Annotated in this window: 23 protein-coding genes and 1 tRNA gene; 9 read left to right on the top strand and 15 right to left on the bottom strand. The window is 46.1% G+C overall.

The genetic code is table 11. The features are described from left to right. Window positions 1-14: 14 nt before the first annotated feature. A complete protein-coding gene (locus V2H45_RS14430; RefSeq protein ID WP_330484349.1) occupies window positions 15-335 on the top strand; it encodes a hypothetical protein in 321 nt (106 codons plus the stop codon). After that, the gene (locus V2H45_RS14425) at window positions 254-700 is read left to right on the top strand and encodes an HNH endonuclease (RefSeq protein ID WP_408648790.1); all 447 of its coding nucleotides are present in this window, start codon (window positions 254-256) and stop codon (window positions 698-700) included. The genes V2H45_RS14430 and V2H45_RS14425 overlap by 82 nt, the downstream gene beginning before the upstream one ends. A 30-nt stretch (window positions 701-730) precedes the next feature. Here the strand turns inward: V2H45_RS14425 and V2H45_RS14420 are convergent, their stop codons facing one another. The 6 genes from V2H45_RS14420 to V2H45_RS25630 form a co-directional block, all read right to left on the bottom strand. Continuing rightward, entirely contained in the window at window positions 731-1,948 is a 1,218-nt protein-coding gene (locus V2H45_RS14420) for a WD40 repeat domain-containing protein (RefSeq protein ID WP_330484347.1), read from the bottom strand. A 139-nt stretch (window positions 1,949-2,087) separates the two neighbouring features. Beyond that, window positions 2,088-3,350, bottom strand: coding sequence for a glycosyltransferase (locus V2H45_RS14415; RefSeq protein WP_330484346.1), 1,263 nt, complete (start codon window positions 3,348-3,350; stop codon window positions 2,088-2,090). Between the two features lie 41 nt (window positions 3,351-3,391). Then, a complete protein-coding gene (locus V2H45_RS14410; protein ID WP_330484345.1) occupies window positions 3,392-3,820 on the bottom strand; it encodes a MarR family winged helix-turn-helix transcriptional regulator in 429 nt (142 codons plus the stop codon). A 152-nt stretch (window positions 3,821-3,972) separates the two neighbouring features. After that, window positions 3,973-4,281, bottom strand: coding sequence for a HigA family addiction module antitoxin (locus V2H45_RS14405; protein ID WP_330484344.1), 309 nt, complete (start codon window positions 4,279-4,281; stop codon window positions 3,973-3,975). A gap of 9 nt (window positions 4,282-4,290) precedes the next feature. Then, window positions 4,291-4,572: a type II toxin-antitoxin system RelE/ParE family toxin gene (locus V2H45_RS14400; protein ID WP_330484343.1), complete on the bottom strand. Its 282-nt coding sequence runs from the start codon at window positions 4,570-4,572 to the stop codon at window positions 4,291-4,293. 83 nt (window positions 4,573-4,655) lie between these two features. Next, window positions 4,656-5,426 carry a DUF2310 family Zn-ribbon-containing protein gene (locus V2H45_RS25630; RefSeq protein ID WP_408648789.1) on the bottom strand — a complete coding sequence of 257 codons (771 nt, stop codon included), beginning with the start codon at window positions 5,424-5,426 and terminating at the stop codon, window positions 4,656-4,658. Window positions 5,427-5,978: 552 nt separating this feature from the next. Between V2H45_RS25630 and V2H45_RS14395 the strand changes: the two genes are divergently transcribed. Next, window positions 5,979-6,641, top strand: coding sequence for a TMEM165/GDT1 family protein (locus tag V2H45_RS14395; protein WP_330484342.1), 663 nt, complete (start codon window positions 5,979-5,981; stop codon window positions 6,639-6,641). Window positions 6,642-6,686: 45 nt separating this feature from the next. On the opposite strand, the gene V2H45_RS14390 is transcribed toward V2H45_RS14395, so the two are convergent. From V2H45_RS14390 to V2H45_RS14380, 3 genes are all read right to left on the bottom strand, one after another. Then, window positions 6,687-6,758, bottom strand: a tRNA-Cys gene (locus V2H45_RS14390). A gap of 91 nt (window positions 6,759-6,849) precedes the next feature. Continuing rightward, window positions 6,850-7,239, bottom strand: a complete 390-nt coding sequence (locus tag V2H45_RS14385) for a Crp/Fnr family transcriptional regulator (protein WP_330484341.1) — start codon at window positions 7,237-7,239, stop codon at window positions 6,850-6,852. 155 nt (window positions 7,240-7,394) lie between these two features. Continuing rightward, the gene (locus tag V2H45_RS14380; protein ID WP_408648792.1) at window positions 7,395-8,081 is read right to left on the bottom strand and encodes a GIY-YIG nuclease family protein; all 687 of its coding nucleotides are present in this window, start codon (window positions 8,079-8,081) and stop codon (window positions 7,395-7,397) included. 297 nt (window positions 8,082-8,378) lie between these two features. On the opposite strand from V2H45_RS14380, the gene V2H45_RS14375 reads away from it, so the two are divergent. Continuing rightward, window positions 8,379-8,900 (top strand): Uma2 family endonuclease, encoded by a 522-nt coding sequence (locus V2H45_RS14375; RefSeq protein ID WP_408648791.1) that lies wholly within the window; start codon window positions 8,379-8,381, stop codon window positions 8,898-8,900. A 57-nt stretch (window positions 8,901-8,957) separates the two neighbouring features. Further along, window positions 8,958-9,512 carry a thioredoxin domain-containing protein gene (locus tag V2H45_RS14370; RefSeq protein WP_330484338.1) on the top strand — a complete coding sequence of 185 codons (555 nt, stop codon included), beginning with the start codon at window positions 8,958-8,960 and terminating at the stop codon, window positions 9,510-9,512. 109 nt (window positions 9,513-9,621) lie between these two features. Here V2H45_RS14370 and V2H45_RS14365 read toward each other — a convergent pair whose 3' ends face one another. The 5 genes from V2H45_RS14365 to V2H45_RS14345 all read right to left on the bottom strand — a co-directional run bounded on the left by V2H45_RS14365 (window position 9,622) and on the right by V2H45_RS14345 (window position 15,489). Beyond that, a complete protein-coding gene (locus V2H45_RS14365) occupies window positions 9,622-10,920 on the bottom strand; it encodes a serine hydrolase (protein ID WP_330484337.1) in 1,299 nt (432 codons plus the stop codon). Window positions 10,921-10,987: 67 nt separating this feature from the next. Beyond that, a complete protein-coding gene (locus tag V2H45_RS14360) occupies window positions 10,988-11,896 on the bottom strand; it encodes an RNA methyltransferase (protein ID WP_330484336.1) in 909 nt (302 codons plus the stop codon). Next, window positions 11,893-12,255, bottom strand: a complete 363-nt coding sequence (locus V2H45_RS14355) for a hypothetical protein (RefSeq protein ID WP_330484335.1) — start codon at window positions 12,253-12,255, stop codon at window positions 11,893-11,895. Before V2H45_RS14355 ends, V2H45_RS14360 begins: the two co-directional genes overlap by 4 nt. An 18-nt stretch (window positions 12,256-12,273) precedes the next feature. Then, complete coding sequence (secA, locus tag V2H45_RS14350) at window positions 12,274-15,063, bottom strand: preprotein translocase subunit SecA (protein ID WP_330484334.1); 2,790 nt, start codon at window positions 15,061-15,063, stop codon at window positions 12,274-12,276. 219 nt (window positions 15,064-15,282) lie between these two features. After that, entirely contained in the window at window positions 15,283-15,489 is a 207-nt protein-coding gene (locus tag V2H45_RS14345; RefSeq protein WP_330484333.1) for a hypothetical protein, read from the bottom strand. Window positions 15,490-15,528: 39 nt separating this feature from the next. On the opposite strand from V2H45_RS14345, the gene V2H45_RS14340 reads away from it, so the two are divergent. Both V2H45_RS14340 and V2H45_RS25625 read left to right on the top strand, forming a co-directional pair. Beyond that, entirely contained in the window at window positions 15,529-15,795 is a 267-nt protein-coding gene (locus tag V2H45_RS14340; RefSeq protein WP_330484332.1) for a ribbon-helix-helix domain-containing protein, read from the top strand. Window positions 15,796-15,887: 92 nt separating this feature from the next. Further along, window positions 15,888-16,079 carry a type II toxin-antitoxin system RelE/ParE family toxin gene (locus tag V2H45_RS25625; RefSeq protein ID WP_408648788.1) on the top strand — a complete coding sequence of 64 codons (192 nt, stop codon included), beginning with the start codon at window positions 15,888-15,890 and terminating at the stop codon, window positions 16,077-16,079. A 91-nt stretch (window positions 16,080-16,170) separates the two neighbouring features. Here V2H45_RS25625 and V2H45_RS14335 read toward each other — a convergent pair whose 3' ends face one another. Further along, window positions 16,171-18,831, bottom strand: coding sequence for a hypothetical protein (locus V2H45_RS14335; RefSeq protein ID WP_330484331.1), 2,661 nt, complete (start codon window positions 18,829-18,831; stop codon window positions 16,171-16,173). Between the two features lie 116 nt (window positions 18,832-18,947). Between V2H45_RS14335 and V2H45_RS14330 the strand changes: the two genes are divergently transcribed. Together V2H45_RS14330 and V2H45_RS14325 are read left to right on the top strand one after the other, a co-directional pair. Beyond that, the gene (locus tag V2H45_RS14330; RefSeq protein ID WP_330484330.1) at window positions 18,948-20,573 is read left to right on the top strand and encodes a 2-isopropylmalate synthase; all 1,626 of its coding nucleotides are present in this window, start codon (window positions 18,948-18,950) and stop codon (window positions 20,571-20,573) included. Between the two features lie 691 nt (window positions 20,574-21,264). Further along, on the top strand, window positions 21,265-24,063 hold the full coding sequence (locus V2H45_RS14325) for a hypothetical protein (protein WP_330484329.1): 2,799 nt from the start codon (window positions 21,265-21,267) through the stop codon (window positions 24,061-24,063). Window positions 24,064-24,100: the final 37 nt, after the last annotated feature.

Raw genomic sequence — 24,100 nt, 5'->3', positions numbered from 1 at the left:
ATACAAGGTGAGAAATGATTACACAAACAATGGTGCAGCCATCATCACTCCTACCTATTGGGATGAATATTGTCCCATTGGGTAATGTCTTTCTATTTCATCTCACAGATGATTTGCAGGATCGGCTAGAAGACCTTTTAGATCGAAAAAAAGCAGATACACTCACGAACGAGCAAACTGCCGAACTCGAAGGAATTACAGAACTTTCCCGTATCTTTACCCTGATTAATGCCCAAATTGCTGAAAAAGCCTTATGGTGTCCCCTCAAACCAGAAGACTTGTTCGAGAACGCGCCCGTAACCTCTGTGAATACTGCCATTCGCCAGAATACCTAAATAGCGATCGCTTTACAATGGAACACCTTCTCCCTCAATCGTTGGGAGGAACACATGAGCTAGATAATCTTGCCCTTGCTTGTTCTCGCTGTAACAGTCGCCGCTATAACTTTATGACTGGTATCGATCCGCAAACACAACAGGAAATCCCATTGTTTAACCCACGCCAACAGCAATGGCGAGAGCATTTTGCATGGTCTCGCGATCTCTTGTTGATCGTGGGCACGACCCCAATCGGTCGTGCAACCTGCCACAGATTAGATCTCAACGATCAGAATCACAATGATGGCTTTATTCTTAAAGCAAGAGGTTTATGGGTTAAAGGTGGTTGGCATCCTCCTGATGGCGATCCGTGCTTACAGTAAAGCGAGATTTGCTGGTAGTCTAAACTCAGATTAAGGAACACCCCAAATCCCGATCGCATTGTCCTCACCACCACTCACGAGGGTTTGACCATCAGCACTGAGAGCGATCGTATTGATCAAGTCCAGATGCCCATTGAGCGTTTGAATTTCTTCGCCTGATTCCAAATTCCAGATCTTGATCGCTTTGTAGCTGGCGCTGACGAGGGTCTTTCCATCTTTACTAATCAAGAGAGACTTCACCCAGCCCCAATGCCCTTCTAGGGTGCGAATGGCTTTACCTGTAACCAAGTCCCAGACTTTGATGCGGGTATCTAGGCTGCCACTGACGAGGGTCTTGCCATCGGGACTAATCGCAAAGGATAGCACTCGTGCCGAATGTCCGATAAATTCCCAGATTTGCGTGCCTGTTTCTAGATCCCATACCCTGATTGTGGTGTCCCAACTACAACTCGCCAGTAGTTTGCCGTCGGGACTCATTGCTACAGCATCGACCAGGTTGGTATGACCTCGCAATGTCCGTAGTTCTTTCCCTTGAGCGAGGTTCCAAATTTTAATACTGGTGTCTTGGCTTCCACTCACGAGGGTATTGCCATCAGGTGCGATCGCGACGGAATTAACATAGCCAATATGCCCCGCCATCGTTTTCGTGACTTTCCCAGTAGATAAATCCCATGCTTTAATCGTTTTGTCGCGACTGCCACTCACCAAGGTCTTTCCATCTGGGCTAAGCGTAAGAGAACTGACTAACTGTGTATGTGCTTTGAGCGTTGCTTTCTCTTTACCGGCGATTAAGTCCCATACTTTGATCGTTTTATCTCCCCCCGTGCTAAACAGCGTCTGTCCGTCGGGTGAAATCACCAAAGCCGTCACTGGTTGCCCATGTCCATTCAGGGTCTGAAGGCAATCAAAGAGTTGATAGTGGCTGTAACCCGCTAAAGCCTCTTGCACTCTTGGCTCTGGAATTCGCCAAAGCAGCAAACGCGCCGCACGTTGTACTTTGCCAGATTCATCTTCTAAAGCTTCTAAGATTAAATCGATACCAGCACTTCCATAGGCGATCGCTTCTCTCAGGGCAGCAATTCTTTGAGGGACAGACACGCTGGCAAGCCGACTCTTTACCCCTGCAATGCCACCTAAAACAACGCTCCCTAGGGGCATGGGGGCATGTCCCCCTAGAACGACATCAAAGTTTCTAGGCTGAGCGCGAGAATGAGAGGGAGAAGGATTAGAATTCTGAGTCGTCATCATCCATAGGGTTATTTGCGATCGCCAAGCTATGTTGCCACTTTGAGGACAATACTTTTATCTATCTTAGTAGGTAATATCCCAATTTTAGACCGAGCAGCGCTCAGTAAGCGCTATCGAAAGGTTTTGGAATTAGATAGTCTTACTGTTGCTCGAGATAATGCGCGATCGCTTTTGCAGCCGTTTCAGATCCATGTTCGCTCTGAATCCTTGCCCCTAAAGCTTTAGCTGCCAGTTTTACCTCTGGTGTTAAAGCTTGCATAATTGCTTCAGATAGTTTTGCGGCAGTAAGTTTTTGTCTTGGAATCGGTTTAGCACCTACCCCAAGTTCGTAAACGCGGCGTCCCCACGCAAATTGATCGTTGGCATGGGGTATGAGAATGCTGGGTACGCCAGCCCTTAAGCCAGCCGCTGTTGTCCCAGCCCCTCCATGATGGACAACAGCAGACATCCTAGGAAATAACCAAGCGTGAGGAGCGCTATCAAGGATAAATATGTTTTCGGGAATCCTATCGAGCTTCGCCATGCCGCTCCATCCTGTTGCCAAAACGCCACGTTGCCCAGAACGGTTTAACGCATCAATGACTAACTCTGTGGTTTGAGTAGCTCTATCTGGGTCTCCTAGACTGCCAAAGCCAACGTAAACAGGTGGAGTCCCACTCTGCAAAAAGTCCTGTAGTTCATCAGAGGGAGTCCAATTGTGTTCTTCGTCTACAAACCAATAGCCTGTGTTATGAACGCGATCGGGCCAATCTTTTGGCTCTGGAAAAACATAGTTACTGCAAGAAACAATCGTTAGAGCGTTCTTTTCCCTTATTGCTCTGAATGGATTTGTAAAGTTTGGAGGAACGCTTCCAAATTCTTGCTTCCAGAATTGCTGTATGGGCAAACTGGACACAAGCCACATGGTTTGCTCAAAGAGAATATGTGTCAGGAGATTGAATGTCTTACCCAGTCGAACGGAATCGTAGAAAATCAGCGCGGGGTAATCTTTTGTCGGCGTCATAGGAAATGGTGTCGCGAGAATACTGGGAATATTTAAAGCCTGAGCGATAAAATATCCGATCGCTGCGCCGGGATGATAAACGATCGCATCTGCACCCTGACAGGCATCATAAAATCCCTTCTGCAAGCTAAAAGCATATTCTCTTAGTACCTTAAAGCTCATAACGATCTTTAGTGGATTATCAGCCTGCATGGCTTTTTTAAGATGACTATCAGTAGAAACTTTGGACACGTCACCCTGAAGCGGATAAAACTCCAATCCGAAGCCCTCCACAAAACTCTGGAAGGTCTCTGAGGCGGCAATACGGACGGTGTAACCTGCGGCTTTCAGCGCTAACCCCAAAGCAATATAGGGTTGTGTGTCTCCTCTCGTACCCGCTGCCAACATGGTAATTAACATAGGCTTTTGTTAGTTAGTCTAACTAACTATACAGCAAAACACTAGGTTTGCCTAAAAAGTTTTACCAATTTCGTGATGATGGCTTCAAATTGTTTAGCTTCCTTATCGCTCAATGCTGCATTGATAAACGCTCCATATTCTTTTAGTGCTAAATATTTAGCATCGATTAATTGCTCGCCCGTTTCCGTCAAACTCACATGAAAACTGCGCCTGTCATCTTGAGACTGCGCTTTTGTGACATAACCCATTTTGATCAGCTTATCAATTCCCGCTGTTACTGAAGCTTTGGTAATCGCGAGCTTGTCTGCAACTTCCGTAATCGTTGGGTTCCCAAGTTCGTGGATGGCATTGATATATTGAAATTGACTGATGGTTAGCTTTGAAATACCCGTAGTACTTCCCACTTCCCCTTGTATCTTTTTGAAGGATGCATCAAGGGTGCTGACAAATTCAATCAAAATTTCTTCCATAGCCCAATATTATTTAGTTAGCCGAACTAACCATATAATACTCTGGCTTCCTTTAACTAAAAATGTAGGTAGGCTCATGAGGCGATCGCGAATAGGCAGCGATCGCAAGTGAAGCAAAACGCTTAAAAGAAGAATGTCCAGCTACGGAAAATTTATTTCCCTTGACTTGCCAAGACTGCAACTTCCTTTTTCAATCGATCTCCTATTTCATCCTCAACTAGATCTAAATCGTAATCCATTTGCAGTCCTAGCCAAAATCGTGGCGACATATTAAAGTAGTGAGCTAAGCGAAGGGCTGTATCTGCTGTGATACGACGCTTGCCGTGAATGATTTCATTAATGCGTCGTGCGGGAACTCGTAAAGCCAGAGCTATTTGATTTTGACTAAGATTCATGGGCTTTAGAAATTCCTCTAAAAGCACTTCGCCAGGGTGAATTGGCAGCAATTTATCTTCGTTCATTCTTTTACCTCAATGATAATCAACGATTTCTACGTCTAAAGCATCTCCGTCTTGCCATTCAAAGCAAATTCGCCACTGATCGTTTACTCGAATGCTATGTTGACCTTCTCTATCGCCAACCAAACGCTCCAAACGATTAGCTGGTGGTACACGAAGATCTTGAAGGGTTTCTGCACGATTAAGCATCCGTAGTTTTCGCAATGCCACTTGCTGAATGTCTGATGGCAATTTATGCGATCGATGACGCTCAAAAAGCTTTTGAGTTTCTTTGTCTTTAAAATTTCGGATCACATCCTAGTAATATCACATCTTATTACAAGCATATAACGTATTACGTTGAACGCCAAGAGATAAACTTTGTTAGCCAGCACATCTCACTTTTGAATACCGCAAGCAATATTTGACAGTAAGGAACATCGGTCACAACGGAAGTCGAACAGCCCATGCCAAGGCTGTTCAAGAAGCCACGTTCCACCGCAGGAAGGACAATGCCGCGAACGCTCGGAGTTAAGGCTTTTTCCACGCGATTTCAGAAGAAAATAATAGACTGGCTTGAAAATCTTAGTCGAAAGCTTTGCTGCAATGTCCTTGCCCTGTTGAGAGAGGGAGCTATCATAACGGTAGAGTTGGGACTCTGCAAAGCGTTCTCCAGTTGTGCAGTGCATCTGTAGCGTATCGCAAGCCCTGTAGTCGCTAGCCCAATGTAGAACGTCGAGATGTTCTTCATCGTGCGTGTGTGGAAGACGATATAATGCAACGGGATTGAAACAGCTTCCACATCGAAAAGGAGAGATTGCAGAGAGGTAGTTTGTGATCAGTATTAGACTCTCACTATTTGGACAACTGCATGGAGGGTCGAACTGGGTATCAACTCCAAGAATTCGTATAACTGGTAGACCAAATCCTCGCTTTGGGAGATCTGTGAGAACCTCATTCGCGTATGTGTTGTTATGCACTGCGTCTAGGGCATTTTCATCGGGGAGCCAAGCAGTTACACGAACATGTTGATTGTTCCGAACAGTATGCCATCTTTTTGTTTCAATCTGCCCGTTCTTATACCAAATGGAGAGAAGGTCTTCAAAAGCCTCATCATCTGAAGGATCGTAGTTCTCTAGGATAGCAAATGTAAGCTCAGCAGATAACATGTGTCGGAGACCTCGTCCTACAAATTATTTATTGGGATGCCTTTTCATGGCTAACCACCTGATTTTGGCGTAGCCATAGGACAACCTAATCTTGTTGGTTCACCCAGATAATTTCAATCTAACATGACGATATTAAAGGAGCAATGCTCGACAATTTGAGCGATCGCAGCTTCCTAAAATTAAACTCTATGTAGGCTGAATCGATTTTTACGATTTGCGTTTAGGTTCGCTTTGAACTACCATAGACAAATACCGAAAGGGAGTAGCTGCTGATAAATTGCCGTAACTTCTACAGATGTAGCGAGAAAGCAAACGTTTATCAGTTTTCCAAGTCAACATACTGGCTCTTGCACATTTGCTGCAAACCTGGTTTGGAAGTAAGTTTTTAACTCTTTAGCGCAGCAAAGCTAGCCTAGAGAAGCCTTTTAAAAGACTTAGTAGCGAGACTTTCACTTAGTTCACTCATCGTATCTGATGTGAGCTTGGTGGAGTCTCGTATAGCCCTATCAAGTTCCGTCACGTTACTCAGACATCATAACGGAGCTTGATTTTATGTTAACTGCATTTACCGCAGGGCTTTTGCTGATTACAATCTCAGAGATTGGCGATAAATCTTTTTTTATTGCCGTCATTCTGGCGATGCACCATTCTCGCCGCTTGGTATTTGCAGGTGCGATGCTGGCATTAATTATCATGACCGTTCTATCGGTTTGGGTCGGGCAGTTCGCACATTTTATCCCTAAGGTTTATACCCACTATGCCACCGCTGGGTTGTTTCTCTTATTTGGCTTGAAATTATTGTGGGATGCCAAAAAGCTCAAAGCAAAATCTGGGGAATGTCTAGGAGCTGTAGAAGCAGAAGAATTTCTAGAAGAACAGGAAAAATCAGAGAATGCATTCCAAGCAGGAAGATCGAAACTGGGAAAGCTGTTGTCAAGCTATCCACAGGTTGCAGTTGTGCTGAAAGCATTTACGCTGACCTTTTTAGCCGAGTGGGGCGATCGCACCCAAATCAGCACATTCGCCTTGGCAGCATCTCAAGATTCCATAGGCGTGACCTTGGGCGCAATCTTAGGACATGGCATTTGCGCTTTGTTAGCCGTAATCGGTGGTCGTCTGATTGCTTGCCGCATCTCTGATTGGCTCGTCACTGCGATCGGAGGTAGTCTGTTTCTGGTGTTTTCAGGTATAACACTAGTGGGCGAGGGCATTTAAAGCGATCGCGCCACAGATTTTCAAAATAAAATTTTCAAACATTAAAGGCGGTGGGGGGACTCGAACTCCCGGATGAGAGCTTTGCAGGCTCCTGCCTTACCACTTGGCTACACCGCCGTAGAATTGCCTAAAGACTAGCTTGGCTTGCCCATTATAACAGAGACAGGAAAAACCAGTAAGGAAATTCTATAGTTTTTCATGGATTTGTTTAAAAATCAGAAAGACTTGAGAGCGTTTCACGGGCTTGACGCAAGCGATCGGAATAGTTACGCATGACTTGGAGTGCGAATTCTGGCGTTTCTTGGACGGCGAATAAAAATTCTAATTTTGGCAAATAGGCAAGTTGACAATCTGTTTTGGCGATCGCCGTCGAAGCGCGTTTGTGATCGTCATGGATCAAGGCACCTTCACCAAACAGCTTACCTTTGGTCAGCGTTTCTATGACCTTGGCATTAACGACCATATTGACTTCCCCTTCGATAATGCCATACATGGCATCACCTGTTTGACCAGCTTCAAAAATGGTTTCTCCCGCCTTAAAAGTCTTTGGATCTGGTGTTTTTTGAAAGATGCTAATCGTCTTCACAGGGTCTAACATAAGTGTGTTTTAGCAGAAAAATTGAATAATAGAACTGTCCATCCCAATGTTTATCGATCGGCGATCGCATATCAAATGGCACATACTGAAATATCACATAAATCTGAGCGAACAGACTGGTATTTCCCTGAATTTAAACTCCACTTAAACTGGATTTAATGTGGGTCAGAATTCACAGTTTCTTTTGTTTGCGAAGAAATTACTGCGCTCCAATCATCATCTTTAACGGCTGATTCTAATTTCTGTCTTTGTTCGAGGTCGTTGCTGCTTTGATGTGCGATTGCATCCAGTTCGCGACTTAGTGCCGTATCAGCCATCGCTTTCCGAATTTTAAGCTTTTTCTCTTCGTAAGCTTGTCGCTCTTGGGCGGTCATGGCAGCCGTTGCCGCTTCGCTGACCGTACTTGCCCAAGTACTACCATCTTGATTGCCAAAGGGAATTTGATCTAGCTCCGCCAACCAGCGATCGCGCAGACTTTCCATGACTTCGCGTTTGGGAAATTTGAAGGTTTGCACCCGCACAAAAGCACAAATTTCTTCGCCAAATTGAGCTACGTGACTATTTAGCGAGAGCAAAACATTACGGGAATAGCTCACGTATTGCGTTTGGCGATCGCGATCCAGCACGGCATAGACTGCGGCGACTTTGGCATTGGAGGCGCGATCGCTCCAGATTAAAATCGGCACAATTTCCGTCCCATCGTTTTCTAGATTGGGTGCAGTCACCGAGGAAGGGGCATGTTCCTGCTCAGAACTATAAAGAAACGAGTGCAGTCCTTGATGGGCTTCAGGCACGCCTTGATGTTCGATAGATAGCGCTAGATCGGGAGCATCATGATTCATAGTTGTTTGGCGAATTGATTTGAGCAAGACTTGCAACGGTTTCACGATCCTACCCGATCCGCGAGACTCAAGTTGCTCGAAAGTACCAAGTCTGAGTAAGGTTTAACATAAGTTAAGATCTGTACTAGTTCTTGTATTCAATTCATCCCTTGTAATTGCAAGTCTCGTTCCATCAGAACCTAGGAATACAACGTTATGACCATTGCTGTTGAAAAATTAAGCAACCCAGCATCTCCAGAGTATGTCACGACACTTGACGAAGCTCCTAACAAAACCTTGTGGACGGATGAAGCCTTTATGGCTTTGCCCGACGATGGCAATCGTTATGAAATTGTGGACGGAGATCTAATCGTCATGGCGAATTCTGGTGTGAAACATGGCAATATTGGGGCTTTTTTGGCAGGGACGCTAGAGCTTTATATTCGCCCTAGAAAGTTGGGTGTAGCCTGTGACTCTAGCACTGCTTTCACGATGGAATCTGGGAATAAGCGATCGCCTGACATTTCTTTCATCTCTCGCGAACGACTAAAAGGTTTAAAGCAATTACCTACAGGTTCTTGGCAAGGCTCACCAGATCTGGCAGTTGAAATTCTTTCTCCCAATAATACCGTTGAAGAAATTCATACCAAAATCGTCGATTATTTTACAAACGGAACTCGCTTAGTTTGGGTGGTTAATCCAGAAGAAAAATTTGTTTTGGTCTATCACAAACCTCAGCCAGATAGGCTGTTACAGATAACAGATAATTTAGATGGTGAAGATGTTGTGCTTGGATTTTCTCTCAGTGTTGCCGAGCTATTTCCAGAATTAGAATTCTAGGAAAGAAATCAGCTACAAGTTTTAAACCCGATCGAAATACTTAAACTCACTGTTTTTATGGATTCTACTTCTACGCCCGACACAAATCGCTCCGATCGCTTGCGAAATGCATTGATTGCGCTTGCCGCGATCGCCCTAACCATTGCCCTATTTTTTGGAATTCGCACCCAAAATATCAGTACCTCTCTAGAAACCGTGGCGCAGGCTGCTACACCCATAGACTCAGCTTTGGCGAACAATAAGCCGACGATTTTGGAGTTTTATGCCGACTGGTGTACGAGTTGCCAATCGATGGCAGCCGATAATTTGGCTTTGCAAAAACAGTATGGCGATCGCGTCAACTTTGCCATGCTGAATGTGGACAATAACAAATGGTTACCAGAAATCACCAAATATCGCGTCGATGGTATTCCAAGGTTTATTTTCTTGAGTAGCGATAATAAGGCGATCGGCGATGCCGTAGGCGTTATCCCCCACAGCATTATGGCGGCAAATATCGAAGCGATGATGAGCGATCGCCCCCTACCCCATAACAGTCTTAGCAGCGATCGGATCTCAACGTTCAAATCTCCTCAACCAGCCGATACAACCAATCCCCGCGATCATGGCTGATCGTAAAACGCTTTGCTTGGATTAGCTCTCTATATTGGAAAGAATCTGTGACTAGGCAAGGCGATCGGGGGCAGTTCCTGTGCCTGCCCCTACAGAATCCTATAGAACATTATGGTTGTGCATTTTGCGGTCTACTGCGGGTTTCAGAATTACTGGGCGGATTGGTCGTAGGGATTGGCGTAGCCGATTCTGTTTCTGGCTTGCGAGTTTGGCCATCAAAATTTTCATAGACCACGCGGGAAACTTTGCGAATCAGCTCGTTGGCTCTTTGATCGTTGATCGGACGTTTGACCAAGGCTGCCATGATATAACGCTTGCCGTTGGGCATATCGATGATGCCCGCATCGCCAACCACAGAGCCAATATCTCCCGTTTTATGGGCAATTCTAGCGCCTTCACCCAAGCCTTTGGGTAGAAGCGTATTGGTTTCGGTGAGACGCATGATGTCCATGAAGCGATCGCGGCTGCGCGGCTTGATCAATTTGCCTTGATCGACCAGAGCTAAAACATTCACCAAGTCTTGAGGACTGACGGTATTTGTGCCCTCAAGATCGGGTAAAAAATTGCGGATTGCTGTAGCGGTTAGCCCCCAAGATTTAAACCGTTGATTGAGTGTTTCTGGCCCACCTAAGCGCTTAATAATCATGTTTGTAGCAGTGTTATCGCTATAAATAATCATGATCTTGGCAGTTTCTAAAGCGGAAAGCTTTGTTCCGAGAGGTTGATACTGCAAACTTCCAGATTCGGTTGCCTTGACATCACTCGTCATCTCTAGTTGTTCGTCGAGCTTAATTTTGCCAGCATCGACATCCTGTAAAAATGCAACGAGAATGGGTAGTTTGATCGTACTGGCACTGGCGATCGGCTGATTAGCACCGATATTGACATAGTTACCGCCATCGATATCGATCACCATCACTTGCAAGCCTAGGTCGCTCTCTTGGCTGGCAAGTTGTTTGATTTGTGATTCTAACCCTAGGGCTTGGGTTTTGAGCAACGCAGTCGTTGTCTCTGGGGTTGGTTTTGTGGGGTCTTCGTTGAGCGTGCTGGTGGCAACTGGGCTAGGGGTGGTGGTCTTGGCGACAGAACTATTCAAAGAATGGTTGTGCCATAGGGAAATCATCGTTCCCGCAATCATGCTTAAGCCTACGCCTGCGATCGCAAAACGAGCAAACTGCCATACAACTGATCGAACCACAGATTTCTGGGGATTAGGTCTTGTCCCCGTTGGTCTATTCCCTCTTTTTGGTCTATTCTCTAGTTTCACGTCTGGCTTGGCATCTGGCTTGAGCGATCGGCTGTTGATCGACCTTACCTTTGAATCGCCAGCTTCAGGTGCTTTGGTTGGATTGGCTAAAGCCCTACCACGTTCCTTGAGTCTACGGAGTCTAGCTTCTCGATTTTTCATTGAAAAGGCTTCTGAGGATGAAAACGTTCTTTGCTCCACTGTGGTTCCTTTGCGCTCCTTGACACCATTACCGATCTGAGAACCGATCCAAAATTGCCCAGTTGATTTGCCTGATTATACCCCTAAGCATAGAAACCTCTGAACTCGTCAGGTGGGCTCGATTAAATAACTGCCTCAGCTTTTGCATACGCCGAAAGGCTGTATGTGGGTATAAATAACCGATCTTGAGTAAAACTGCCTCAAGTTGAACGTAAAAAGCTTCTACTTGATCGAGGGGGGCAGATAAATCTGGGATTTTAGATGCGGCTATCGTTTGAGATTCATCTATGGTTGGTGACTGTACCAAATCTTCCGCCATTTGGCTAGTAGAAATTTTTGGCGATCTCGTTGATTCTCTAAGACTTCCTTCTTGAAAACTTAACTGGTTAACATGAGAATTACCAAGAAATGTAGGATTTTGCCTTGCTTCGTAGGCTAGACGCACTTCATAGCAGCAAATCGCTACGGCTTGGGCAAGGTTAAGCGAGGGATAATCCTCCGACACTGGAATTCTGATTGCCCGTTGGCAATATTGTAACTCCGCATTGCTGAGACCGCGATCCTCTGCCCCAAATACGATCGCACTGCGATCGACTTCCATTAACCAAGTCATGCCAAGGCGGGGATCGCTGATGGGTAGGGTTTCTGGGCTAAATCCTGCCTGTTCGCCTTTGCTGGATGTGGTGGTGATTCTGCCTGCGGTGGCGATCGCCCGTTGACAGCCGACTAAGGCATCCGATAGGCGATCGACAATTTTTGCTTGCGCCAAAATCGATTTCGCACGCACTGCCATGATTTGAGCATCATCGCTGAAGCGATCGCAGCGAGGATTCACGAGCCATAGCTCCGATAGCCCCATGTTTTGCATCACCCGCGCCACAGAGCCTAGATTCAGCGCCCCTGCGGTTTCAACCAAGACAATACGAATGTTTTTCACGGGCTAGGAATCAGCGCTTGCAGGCGATCGCACCAAGCTTGGTGGTCGTCAATCGCGAGCACAATGCGCTTGTAATACTCGTCTTTTAAATCGAGGGTTAAAAACTTGCCCTCTCGCGATTTGGTTACGTACCAAAACTCTCTCCCTCGCGCTGTGTAGTAAGTCCCCGCCTTGATAAAGTTGGGCACAAACGAGCCTGGGGCACGAATTTCATTCCAGTTACTCTTAGGTTCGACCGTACTGACATGGGTAATACTCGGCAGGGGAACTGCGATCGTGCTGGCAATATGCACTGCCGCCAAACGTTCCTTGACCGCAAGATGTAGTTTAAGCTGTTGGTCGATAATTTCAAGTTGCATAGGTTTTTCAGGAAAAAACTAAACAAACTCAGCCGTGATTTGAGGTTGGGGTTGGGGGTTAAATTCAAACAAGGAGTAAACGACATTGCGACGAATATCCGTCATCATGTCAAGGAATAGCTCGTAGCCTTCACTCTTATATTCAATCAGGGGATCTTTTTGCCCGTAGCCGCGCAAACTCACGGCTTCTCGCAGACTCTCCATCCCTTGGAGGTGTTCGCGCCATAGGGTATCAATTTGCTGCAAGATAAAAAATCGTTCGGCTTGCCGCATTAACCCAGGTTGCAGCGCATCGATCTGAACCTCTTTAATCTCGTAAGCACGACGCACTTCTTCGCGTAGAAAGGCTTGCAGCTCTGGCATAAACATCTCATCGAGGTGATCGGGCTCCAGGTCTTGCAGCAGGTTGACAAACTCCTTGACCTTGTTGACCATACTGACCAAATCCCATTCTTCGGGGGGAAGGTCAGGGTTAACATAGGCAGCGACGATATCATCCATCGTGCGCTCGGCATACTCAATCACGCGATCGCGTAGATCTTGCCCCTCTAGGACGCGAAAACGCTCGGAGTAAATGGCACGGCGTTGGTTGTTCAGGACTTCGTCATACTCAAACACCTGTTTGCGAATGTCGTAATAGTGGGTTTCTACCTTCTTTTGAGCCCCCTCTAGGCTCTTGGTCAAAAGCCCCGAACTAATCGGCATATCCTCTTCAACGCGGAAGGCATTCATCATGGCTGCCACGCGATCGCCTGCAAAAATCCGCATGAGATTATCTTCGAGGCTCAAGAAAAATCTTGTAGACCCAGGGTCGCCCTGCCGTCCGCAACGACCGCGTAACTGGTTATCAATGCGACGTGACTCGTGACGCTCCGTACCAATTACATGCAAGCCACCTAAGCGCACAACTTCGTTATGTTCGGCACTGGTAAAGTTGCTGTATTCCTTTTTGATCGTGCTACAGGCTCTACGCAGCTTTTGAATGACTGGATCGTCGGTTGGTGCTTTTTCGGCAGCAACCGCAAGCTTATCTTCGGCTTCAAGCTCAGTGATACTTTGTTGCCCCAGCTCTTTGACAGCAAAATCCACAGCTTCTTTGAGTAATTGCTTTGCCTCGTCCGACAGTTCGCAGGGAAATAGGTTAGATGAAGCTTTCCAAGTTTTGGCTTTTTTGGTAACGGCAAACCCCTGAGCTTTGGCTGGGCGATTAGGGAATAACACCTGACTGGTATTCATCGGATCGCCATCTTCAGGAATGACAATCTGGGGCATAAAAAATTCTCTTACCTTTAAGCGTGCCATGTAGTCAGCATTACCGCCAAGGATGATGTCCGTACCGCGACCTGCCATGTTGGTGGCGATCGTTACTGCTCCCTTACGACCTGCTTGAGCGACGATTTCAGACTCGCGCTCCACATTCTCGGGTTTGGCATTGAGCAAATTATGGGGAATTTCCAACTCAGTCAGCAATCGGGCTAGCAATTCTGATTTTTCTACGCTGGTCGTCCCGACCAGTACGGGGCGACCGAGTTCGTGCATCTCTTTGCATTCCATGGCTACGGCGCGCCACTTAGCAGCTTCAGTTTTGTAAACGACATCCGATAGATCGCCACGACCGCTCTTGCGGTTGGTGGGAATGGTGGTAACTTCTAAGTTGTAAATTTTGCCCAGCTCGGCTTCTTCGGTTTTGGCTGTGCCAGTCATGCCGCCCAATTTGGGGTATAGCAAGAAGAAGTTTTGATAGGTAATCGAAGCAAGGGTTTGAGTCTCATTCTCGATCGTTACCCCTTCCTTTGCCTCGATCGCTTGGTGCAGTCCGTCGCTCCAACGCCTTCCGGGCATGACCCGTCCTGTAAACTCATCAACAATAATTACTTCATCGTCGCGCACGATGTAGTTGACATCTCGTAAAAAGATTTCTTTAGCCTTGATCGCATTAAATACATAATGTGCCCAAGGATCGTTCTGATCGAAGAGATCTGTCACGCCTAAAAGCTTCTCGGCTTCCTCAAACCCATCATCAGAGAGAATGACATTGCGCTGTTTCTCATCGACTTCGTAATGCTTTTCCTTTTCAAGTTGCCGCGCGATCGCTGCTGCACCCATATATTTTTCAGTGGGGCGTTCGATTTGACCTGAAATAATTAAAGGCGTTCTAGCTTCGTCAATCAGTACCGAGTCAACTTCGTCAATCACGCAGAAATTAAACGGGCGCTGCACGACATCCTCCATGACGGTTGCCATGTTGTCCCGCAAATAGTCAAACCCTAATTCGCTATTGGTGGCATAGGTAATATCACAACCATAGTTGCGCTTGCGTTCCGATGGCTCCATCGAGTTTTGAATTAGCCCTACGCTTAGTCCGAGATAACGGTGAACTTGCCCCATCCACTCCGCATCCCGACGCGCTAGGTAATCATTCACTGTAACGATGTGAACGCCTTTGCCTGAGAGGGCATTGAGATAACTAGGTAGCGTGGCAACCAGGGTCTTACCTTCCCCCGTTTTCATCTCGGCAATTTCTCCCCTATGCAGTACCATTCCCCCTAACATCTGCACGTCATAGTGACGCAGCCCCAATACGCGGGAACCTGCTTCGCGCACGACGGCAAAGGCTTCAGGCAAAAGGTCATCTAGTTCTTCACCTTTTTCTAAGCGTTGCTTAAACTCAGCAGTCTTGCCCCGCAGAGCGTCATCCGAGAGTGCTTGAATCTCTGCTTCGAGCGAGTTAATCAAGGCTACGTCTGGACGCAACTTGTCAAGTTTGCGCTTGTTGGGGTCACCGATGAGATTTTGAAGGTTGAACATAGCTGCTAGAGAGTTTAAATACGAAACGAACCAACTGTATTAAAGGAAATTTTGGTTTATATCCTATAGTACCCGAGGATAGAGGTTGCAAAGAGTACGGATTTTGCGAAAGGCAATTTATTTGGTTGGGGTTGTTGGTGTAAGCGCTTAGCATACATTGTGAATTCATCTGGCGAACGATCGCCGATCGCTTCAAATTCAACATTGTCTTCAACTTAATTATTGTGAAATTAAGCGATCTTTATTCCAGCCCAGAAATTCAACAAATTCTAGAACCGCTAAGATTTCAAACTTAGGTAGATGATAGAGCTTTTGTGAAATCTTTTTTACAGTTACTAAAAGCGATTGCTCATTGTGACAGATGGAAGTCACGCCAAGCGATCGCACTCTCCTAAAATCTAATTCGCGATCGCGTTTTGCTAACATACAGTAAAGTCAGTGACTCAGTTTGTCGGAGACTCTGTTATGCAAATTTCTCTCAGCCCAGAAAGCGTCAATTTAGTCAAAGCCCAAATTCAGAGTGGTAAATTTGCTAGTGCTGAGGAAGTCATAGCGATCGCTCTTAAATTACTAGTTGCACATCAGCAAGACTATGCTGATTGGGTTATTGACACTCGTCAAAAAGTTGAAGTTGGATTAGGACAAATTGAGCGAGGTGAAGTGTTAGATGGTGAAGTCGTTATTACTCAACTAAAAGCTCGCTTGCAACAAAAACAAGCAGCTCAATCATGAGTCAATTTACGATCTCCCTGGAAGCTACCAGAGACCTTAACGAAATTTTTGACTATTTTTGAGATCGCAATATCGAAACAGGAGAGCGATTTGTGCAAGAATTTGACAAGAAATGCCGTAATCTAGTTAACTTTCCTATGATGGGACGCAGCTATGCAGAAGTAAAACCAAACTTACGCGGAGTTCCAATAATGGGATACATTTTGCTTTATCAAATAGCTGGGAACGACATTACCATTGTTCGAGTTGTGAATGGTCATCAAGATTTGACTGCACAATTCTGATAGTTAAGCTTGTTGGTATAAAGTACAGAAACAACCCAACAGGTCTAACAATCACAGTTTGCCCGTCTCCCGCAAGTTTTTAGCTAAAAAACTACCTTAACGACCACACCTCATAATATCCGTTAATTTCGGTGAGAATTTGCCCACCCACTTTGCTAGGTAAAACCCCGATCCAGCGGCGGGCGCGATTGCCAATGTCACTAAATATCAGCCGACCCGTACTAGAAAACACAGCTACCATGGGGTAGTGGCGATCGCCAAAGTCTATTTGACTGCGTTCGACCTCTAGCAAATACTCAGGTTTATTATCTCCATCCGTATCGATCAATTGAAATGACCACTGTTGGAGCTGCTGGCTAAAATCTTTTAAATCTAGGGAAACTTGCCCCAATTTACCAATTTCCCTATATAGAGTATTGGTAATGCTGGTGGCAGTTTCTGGACTCAGGGCTGGTAGATACACGGTTTGCCCCTTGAAGTCGGAGATCGTACCACCTGTGGTTACTAAAGTAGGCACAGAGCCTTTGTTTAAAGATTTGGCTAGATCGGCACTGCCTGTAGCAAGCACACGAATATTGCCATAACCGTCTATTGAGAACGATTGCGCCAGCAATGAAGCAGTTAGCAACTCGCCAGCGTTATCAGCGACGGCAATACCCAGCCGATTATTTTGCTCTAGGCCTAAAACTTTCCATACAAATAAAGACGAGCGATCGGCTAGCTCTGGGAAGGGAGCATTTTTCCAGATGTCACCATCTCGCACGATCGCTAGATCGATCGTATACCATGCCTGTCCTGTTAGAAGTTCGGGAGGGGGCAGTTGCCATTGCCCGCCAGGGCTGCCTTTACCTAAATAAGAAACTGTGCCCAAAAGTTGCTGGGGATTGAGGGCGATCGGAGTCAAGTCAAGCTTTTGCAACAGCGCGAGGACAGCTTTTGAGTCGGCACTTTGCTCTTTAAGCCAACGCTCAGCCTGTCGTAAACCCTGCCGATTGAGTACGACCAACCCACCCCAAACCTTCACCGCAGGTGAGGACTCTAATTTGAGTGCTGTTTGCACGCGCATCCAGATATGGGCATCGTATTTGGCGAGCATGGCAGCAATTTTTTCGGCACTGCTGTCCGTAGATTGCACCATGTCTAGTGCTTCTTGCCAGCGCCCGTCAATAATTTTGACTAGAACCTTGTCGCCAAAGTTTCCAAAAGGTTGATTGGCTTGACTGGCTGAAAGTGTGGCATGGAGGGCAATGAGGTCATACTGCTCTTGCACATAGGGAGAAAAGATTTTGCCCTTTGCTTGAAACTGTAGCTTTAGCTCGTTTAATTTTGCTAAAGCAGATGACCACAAACCAGAACTGGCTAGGGTTAAGGCATCACTATAGCTACTCGGTAATCCTAACGCTTCATTGAGGGTCACCTGACGAAGCTGGATATAGCTCTTGGTTTCAGTGGAAATATTATCTTCTACCTGAAAGATCAAATAATTGGGTTCAAAATCGATGCTTTGATTGATCACCAACTGTGGTTTAGGAGGTATCTCTTGTTCGGAATCTCCCTGCTTACCATCACCACCGCTTAAGGCAACCTGCCACTTCGGAAACTCACCCAGTGGGCTTACCCAATCTTTGAGCGCCACCATCGTGGGTTGGGGATTGGGGGTGTAGTTAAACACCTGTCCATAGGTAGCGTCATCATTTTTACCATAGGCAACAAACCATATTCCTTGGTTGGGAGCACCTCCCACGATCGCTTTGAGGTTGGTCAGTGGCAGACGGTTGTAGTTGTCTCTAGTGCTGACCTCAGCAGAACGATATTTGACAAAGGGGCCTTTAACAAAGCTATTTTCCAGCCCGGGGGTTTGGATCGATGTAATGAGGACAAGCTTTTCGCGGCCGCGATCGCTAATGGGATGATACAGCCTGATTTCTCGAATCGTTTTATTTTCAGATTGTATGACCGCGTAGATTTGCTCGCCAGTTTTAAGGTCGAGACTATCCCCAAGACTCAGTTGAGACTCGGCGAGTTCAGCTTTAATTTGGGCGAGGGTTTTGGGTTGATTCCAAAGTGAGGGGGTGAAAATAGGGGCTTGGGTGGAATAAAGCCAACTCATCGATAGGGGATTAGACAGAAATTGCGTCCCCAGCCAGATGCTGCATCCGATCGCCGGGATACTGAGGATGACAAACAGATCTGCCCAACCAATGTACCCACTAGGCGCAGATTTCTTAGGTTTCGGTTTTGGCTTTTGTTCGGGTTCCTCGTAGAGGGCTAAAGGCGGCTTTTGATTGGGGGGTTGGTAGGGTACTAAATCTGCCCTTAGATGTGGGTTTAATTCTGACTTGCGTTTGCGATCGCGGTTTAGATCGGGTTGAAGATTAGGTTTAGGATTCGGTTTAAGAGGGGGTGGTGCATTTGATTTGGACTGATTTAGCCGCTCCTTTTGAGCGCGAACGCGTTTGATTTCACGCTCAAACAGGGACTCGGTACGCTGAATTTTAGTTTGAGCCTGGTTTAGAGATGGATGGTGTGAGGGGAGATAAATGGGGGGGACAGAAGGATCGCGATCTGCTCTGCGATCGGGACGAATGATGCCGAGATCGCTCCTAGAGTCTTGGGTTCGATCTATTTGCTCTGGCGGTAAATCTTGATTTTGCGCATGGCGATCGCTTTGGTCAACATTTTGTCCAGCTTGACCGTGATTTTGATCGATATTTCGATCTGGATTGTGATCTGTGTCTAGCTCTATTTCCATGCGCTAAAATCAAAGCACAAATAATCGCAAAAAGGAAACAACTCGACGAGTTTTTCCTTGGACTTTTATTTTTTGTTTAGGTAGTTAAATGATTTTTATTCAACTTGTGACCAATTATGTCAACACCAGTACCTGTTTCTGAGCCAAATGTCGATCGTGACCGCGTGATTATTTTCGATACTACACTACGGGATGGCGAACAATGCCCCGGTGCTACCCTGAACGTCGAAGAAAAGCTGATCATCGCACGGCAACTGGCTCAACTGGGTGTAGATGTGATTGAAGCAGGTTTTGCGATCGCTTCTCCTGGAGATTTTGAAGCTGTCTATAAAATTGCTGAAACCGTTGGCACTGCTGATGGCCCGATTATTTGCAGTTTAGCCAGAGCGATCAAAGCCGATATTAAAGCGGCGGCGGAGGCAATTAAACCCGCTGCCCACGGACGCATTCACACGTTTATTTCTACCTCAGATATTCACCTAGAGTATCAATTGCGCAAGTCCCGTCCCGAAGTTTTGGCGATTGCCTCCGAAATGGTTGCCTATGCCAAGTCTTTTTGCGATGACGTGGAATTTTCGCCCATGGATGCCACCCGTACCGATCCTGAGTATCTTTACGAGGTTTTAGAAGCGGCGATCGCTGCAGGCGCGACCACGTTAAATATTCCTGACACAGTGGGCTACTCCACGCCTGAGGAATTCGGTGCTTTGATTCGCGGCATTAAGCAAAACGTGCGCGGCATCGATCGGACAATTATCTCTGTGCACGGGCATAACGATCTAGGGTTGGCTACGGCAAACTTCCTAGAAGCCGTCAAGAATGGGGCAAGGCAGCTCGAATGCGCCATCAATGGCATTGGCGAACGCGCAGGCAACACGGCTCTCGAAGAAATCGTGATGGCGTTACATGTGCGTCGTCAGTACTTCAATCCGTTTTTGGGTCGTCCTGTTGAATCAGTTGCGCCGCTTACTAAGATCGATACCACGCAGATTCATAAAACTTCACGGTTGGTATCTAAATTTACGGGCATGTTGGTGCAGGCAAACAAAGCGATCGTCGGCGCAAATGCCTTTGCCCATGAGTCGGGAATTCACCAAGATGGCATTCTCAAAAATAAGCTCACCTACGAGATTATGGATGCCCAATCGATCGGTTTGACCGAAAATCAGCTCGTTTTAGGGAAGCACTCGGGCAGACATGCCTTTGGCGCTCGTTTGAAAGAGTTAGGTTTTGCTTTGACCGAGTTGGAACTCAACAGTGCGTTTGTGCGCTTTAAAGAAGTTGCCGATAAGAAAAAAGAGATTACCGATTGGGATTTGGAAGCATTGGTCAATGACGAAATTCGTCAAGCACCTAGTGCCTACAAGCTAGAGCACGTTCAGGTAAGCTGCGGCGATCGCGCCCTACCAACAGCAACGGTGACATTGTTTACGCCCGACGGAGAGGAACTCACCGATGCGGCAGTTGGAACTGGGCCTGTGGATGCGGTTTACAAGGCGATCAACCGTCTGGTCAATGTGCCCAATCAGTTGATCGAGTTCTCTGTGCAGTCTGTGACCGCAGGCATTGATGCTTTGGGTGAAGTTACGATTCGCCTCAGCCATGAAAAAGCTGGTGTTTTTTCGGGGCATTCTGCGAATACTGACATCATTGTGGCATCGGCAAGAGCATACATCAATGCTTTGAATAAGCTCCACTATGCGTTGCAGGCAACTGCCCAGCGAGTCGATAGCAAAGTCTAATCAGTGTTTATATTTTGAGGTTCCAGATCGGACTTAATCGGAGATGCTTTTCTCTCATTGCTTGCGTGATGGAGCCTCGAAATAATTGTAACGAAAGAATACTGGATATCAGTTTGAACAGGCTGATTGAACAGGCTGAACTCAAGCCATCAGCGATAAGTCCCATGGATATCGAATACAGGCAGAGCATAGAGAATATCAATTGGCACTCAGTCTCGGAATTATTTCAGCTCGTGGGTTGGGGCTACAGATCTCCTGATGCCTTGGCTGAAGCATTTAGAACTAGTTCTTACGTACGCTTTGCTTGTAAGAATGAAAAACTGATCGGATACAGATACCGCATCCTCAACAATCTCAGGCAAGCAAATTACCATCTCAGGCGACACAACAGGCGATTTAGAAGCAAGAGGCAAGTTTTTAGCTACGGGAAATATAGGCGGAGCGATCGCACTCCTCGGTAAACAAGTCAGTCTCTTGGGTGCAAACCTTGACGCATCAGGCACAAATGGCGGCGGAACAGTCCTAAGGATCGAGGATTGATTAAGGTGCTGTTCTTTAGAAAATAAGTGGCATTCTAATCAACGCCTCTAGAATTCTAGAATTACAGGTAATTTAGTCTACGATCCTAATTGGTGGAGACTATCAAGGCAAAGGCACAGACAAAGGAATCGTCAATGCTACGAATACAGTCGTGGATAAAAATACAGTCATACTTGCTGATGCTCTGAGTAAAGGCACTGGTGGGAAAATCACCATCTGGTCAGACCAGAAAACGATATTTAAAGGCATCGTTAGCACCAAAGGCGGCAGTCAATCAGGCGATGGCGGCTTTGTCGAAGTCTCTGGCAAACAGCAACTAATTTTTGCAGGGCAAGTGGACACAGGGGCAACCCATGGAAAACTTGGCACATTACTGCTCGACCCAACCGATATTTACATTGCACCAGATGACGGGGATAAAGACACCTACGACGTTTCTGACCTCGTACAGACCCAAGGAAACGTGATTTTATCTGCCACCAACAATGTCATCATTGCCGATAATGCTTACTTTGTTGCCTCCATAGGCACAATCACCCTACAAGCAGATGCCGATCTAGATGGAGTAGGTTCAGTCATCTTAAATGGCACGCTTTCCACAGGTGGACGTAATATTGACATTTCAGGCGCAAATGTCAATACAAGCCAGATTTACAGTGACAGTAACACGCGCAGTGGCTTTATTAAGGTCACTGCAACAAATTCAACCGTTACAGGCGACTTGATTAGTGGCAGTAATGGGATTGGTGGCAGTATCACAGTCAATAGCTTAGGAGGAAGTGTTACTACCCGTGATATTGCCACGAGTTCTACAAATAGAGCAGGAGCCATTGATATCAGAGCCAACACCAGCATTCAAGTAGGTTCTGTATACTCAACATCCATCTCTAGCAATGGTGGCACAGTTTTCATTCAAGCAAACGACACAATTACCGCAGGTAGTATTATTTCTAGTTCTACCATAGGGAATGCCGCGAATGTCACCCTCACAAGTCAGAATGGCAACATCGACTTAAGAGGAAACTATATTTCTGCTACTTCCGAGCAAGGCAATGGAGCGAAAGTAGAAGTACATGCTTACGGTGGCAGCATCACAGATATCGGCGTTTTAACTACCACCACCTCAGGTAATGGCGGCAGAATTATTCTTGATGCCCTCAATGATATTACAGGCGGCGGAATCGTTTCTAATTCTTTCGCTAAAACAGCAGGAAATATTGATGTAACCAGTACCGCAGGAAGTATTAACTTTGGGAAGAATGGTGTGGGAGCAAACTCTAAGCGCGGCAATGCAGGCAAGATTACCCTAACCGCCAAGAGCACGACGGATAATCGCACGATCACCACAGGACTGATTGATGCGGGTGCGGATGGCGATGGCAATGGAGGGACGGTGACGCTCACAGCGAGTGGAGATATTAACACTTCCACGATTGTGACGAATTCCAATGGCATCGGTCGCAGTGGCAATATCACATTAACGAGTACGGCAGGAAAGATCGATGTGACGAATGACTCACCTGATACGCCCCAAAGAGTAATTTTTGCGGGAGCAAATGGAGGAAATGCGGGTGCGGTTACGTTGAATGCATTTGGTGATATTGTGACACGAACTATATTTGCTGGCTCAAATACGGGTGCGGGGAATACGGTGAGGCTGACCAGTCAATCAGGTGGCATTGATACGGGAGATGGATATATCACGACCGCTACCAATGGGGGAAATGGTGGCAACGTTATCCTCACGGCGGTGAAGGATATCAAGGTGGGTAGTAATATTGATGCCAATTCTACGCTGAGTGGTAAGGGGGGAGGGATTACGCTAACTAGCAGTGAGGGTGGGATAACTGCTCAGAATGTGAATACCTATTCCTATGCTGGGGCGGGAGGAAATGTGAGGTTTAATGCGCAGTTGGGGATAAAGGTTGGGAATATTGATGCGTCGGCAAATGATAATGGGAATGCGGGAAGTGTGACGCTGTTGGCAGGCGATGATATTGAGGCTCTGGCGATCAAGGCAAATGTGAGTGGTAATGGAACTGGGATAGGAAATGGCGGTGTGGTGAAACTCATCAGTCAGCGAGGCGATGTTTTGACTGAATATGTGCGAACTGACAGTGCTGGAGCTAAAGGAGGGAATATCACGCTAGATTCTGCAAAATCAGTTAGAGCGACTGGTTCATTCACTTTTGAGGATATCAGCTACAGTATCTTTGCTGATGGTTTAACAGGAAATAGTTCTGTCAATATAAGTTACGATAAGGCGACACTTGGTCAAACTATAGCCAACTTTAATGTTGGCGATGCAAGTATAAACGGAACTTTTGGTGCGATCGCGAATAATAACTATATTTTCTTGCCCCCTAGCTCGCAAATTGTACTTCCTGACAGCCTCAATCTCGGTAAGCTGAAAATCTTGGATAACCAATCAACAATTACTCAACTCCCTGATTTTTACAAACCTCTACAAGATCTAGGGAATGCGGTCGGAAATTTGACTGGAAACAATGATCGCAATGCGACAATAGTTCTCACGCCTATAGCTGCATTAAATGATGATTATCAAGTCCCGTTCGATCAAATTGAAGTAGCTAGTAAGGCGTGGAATGCAATATTTTTAATCCTGCAGAGTTGTAGAAAATTTGGTGTAACTGATAGAGCGCAAATTGCTTATGTACTTGCCACCGCTGGATACGAATCTAGGTTTGGAGCAAACAACCTTACAAGTTATCCAGGGCATAATAATTTGTATGAATATCCACATGGGATAAGTCTCGGTCAGTCACCTCAAGATTTTTTCAATAATGCATATCATGATTATCTTGGAAATGGTGCTCCTTCTTCTGGAGATGTTTATAGGTATAGAGGACGAGGCTATGCTCAGCTTACTTGGAAGGACAATTATCAAAGGTTCAGTAACCTTTTTAATGTAGATTTAGGGCACCTCTAAAAATCAGTCAGAGACGAAAAACGAAAATAAAAAGAGA

It is taken from the genome of Tumidithrix elongata BACA0141 (assembly GCF_036349135.1).
Taxonomy (GTDB): domain Bacteria; phylum Cyanobacteriota; class Cyanobacteriia; order Pseudanabaenales; family Pseudanabaenaceae; genus Tumidithrix; species Tumidithrix elongata.
This window is presented reverse-complemented; position numbering and strand designations above follow the sequence as displayed.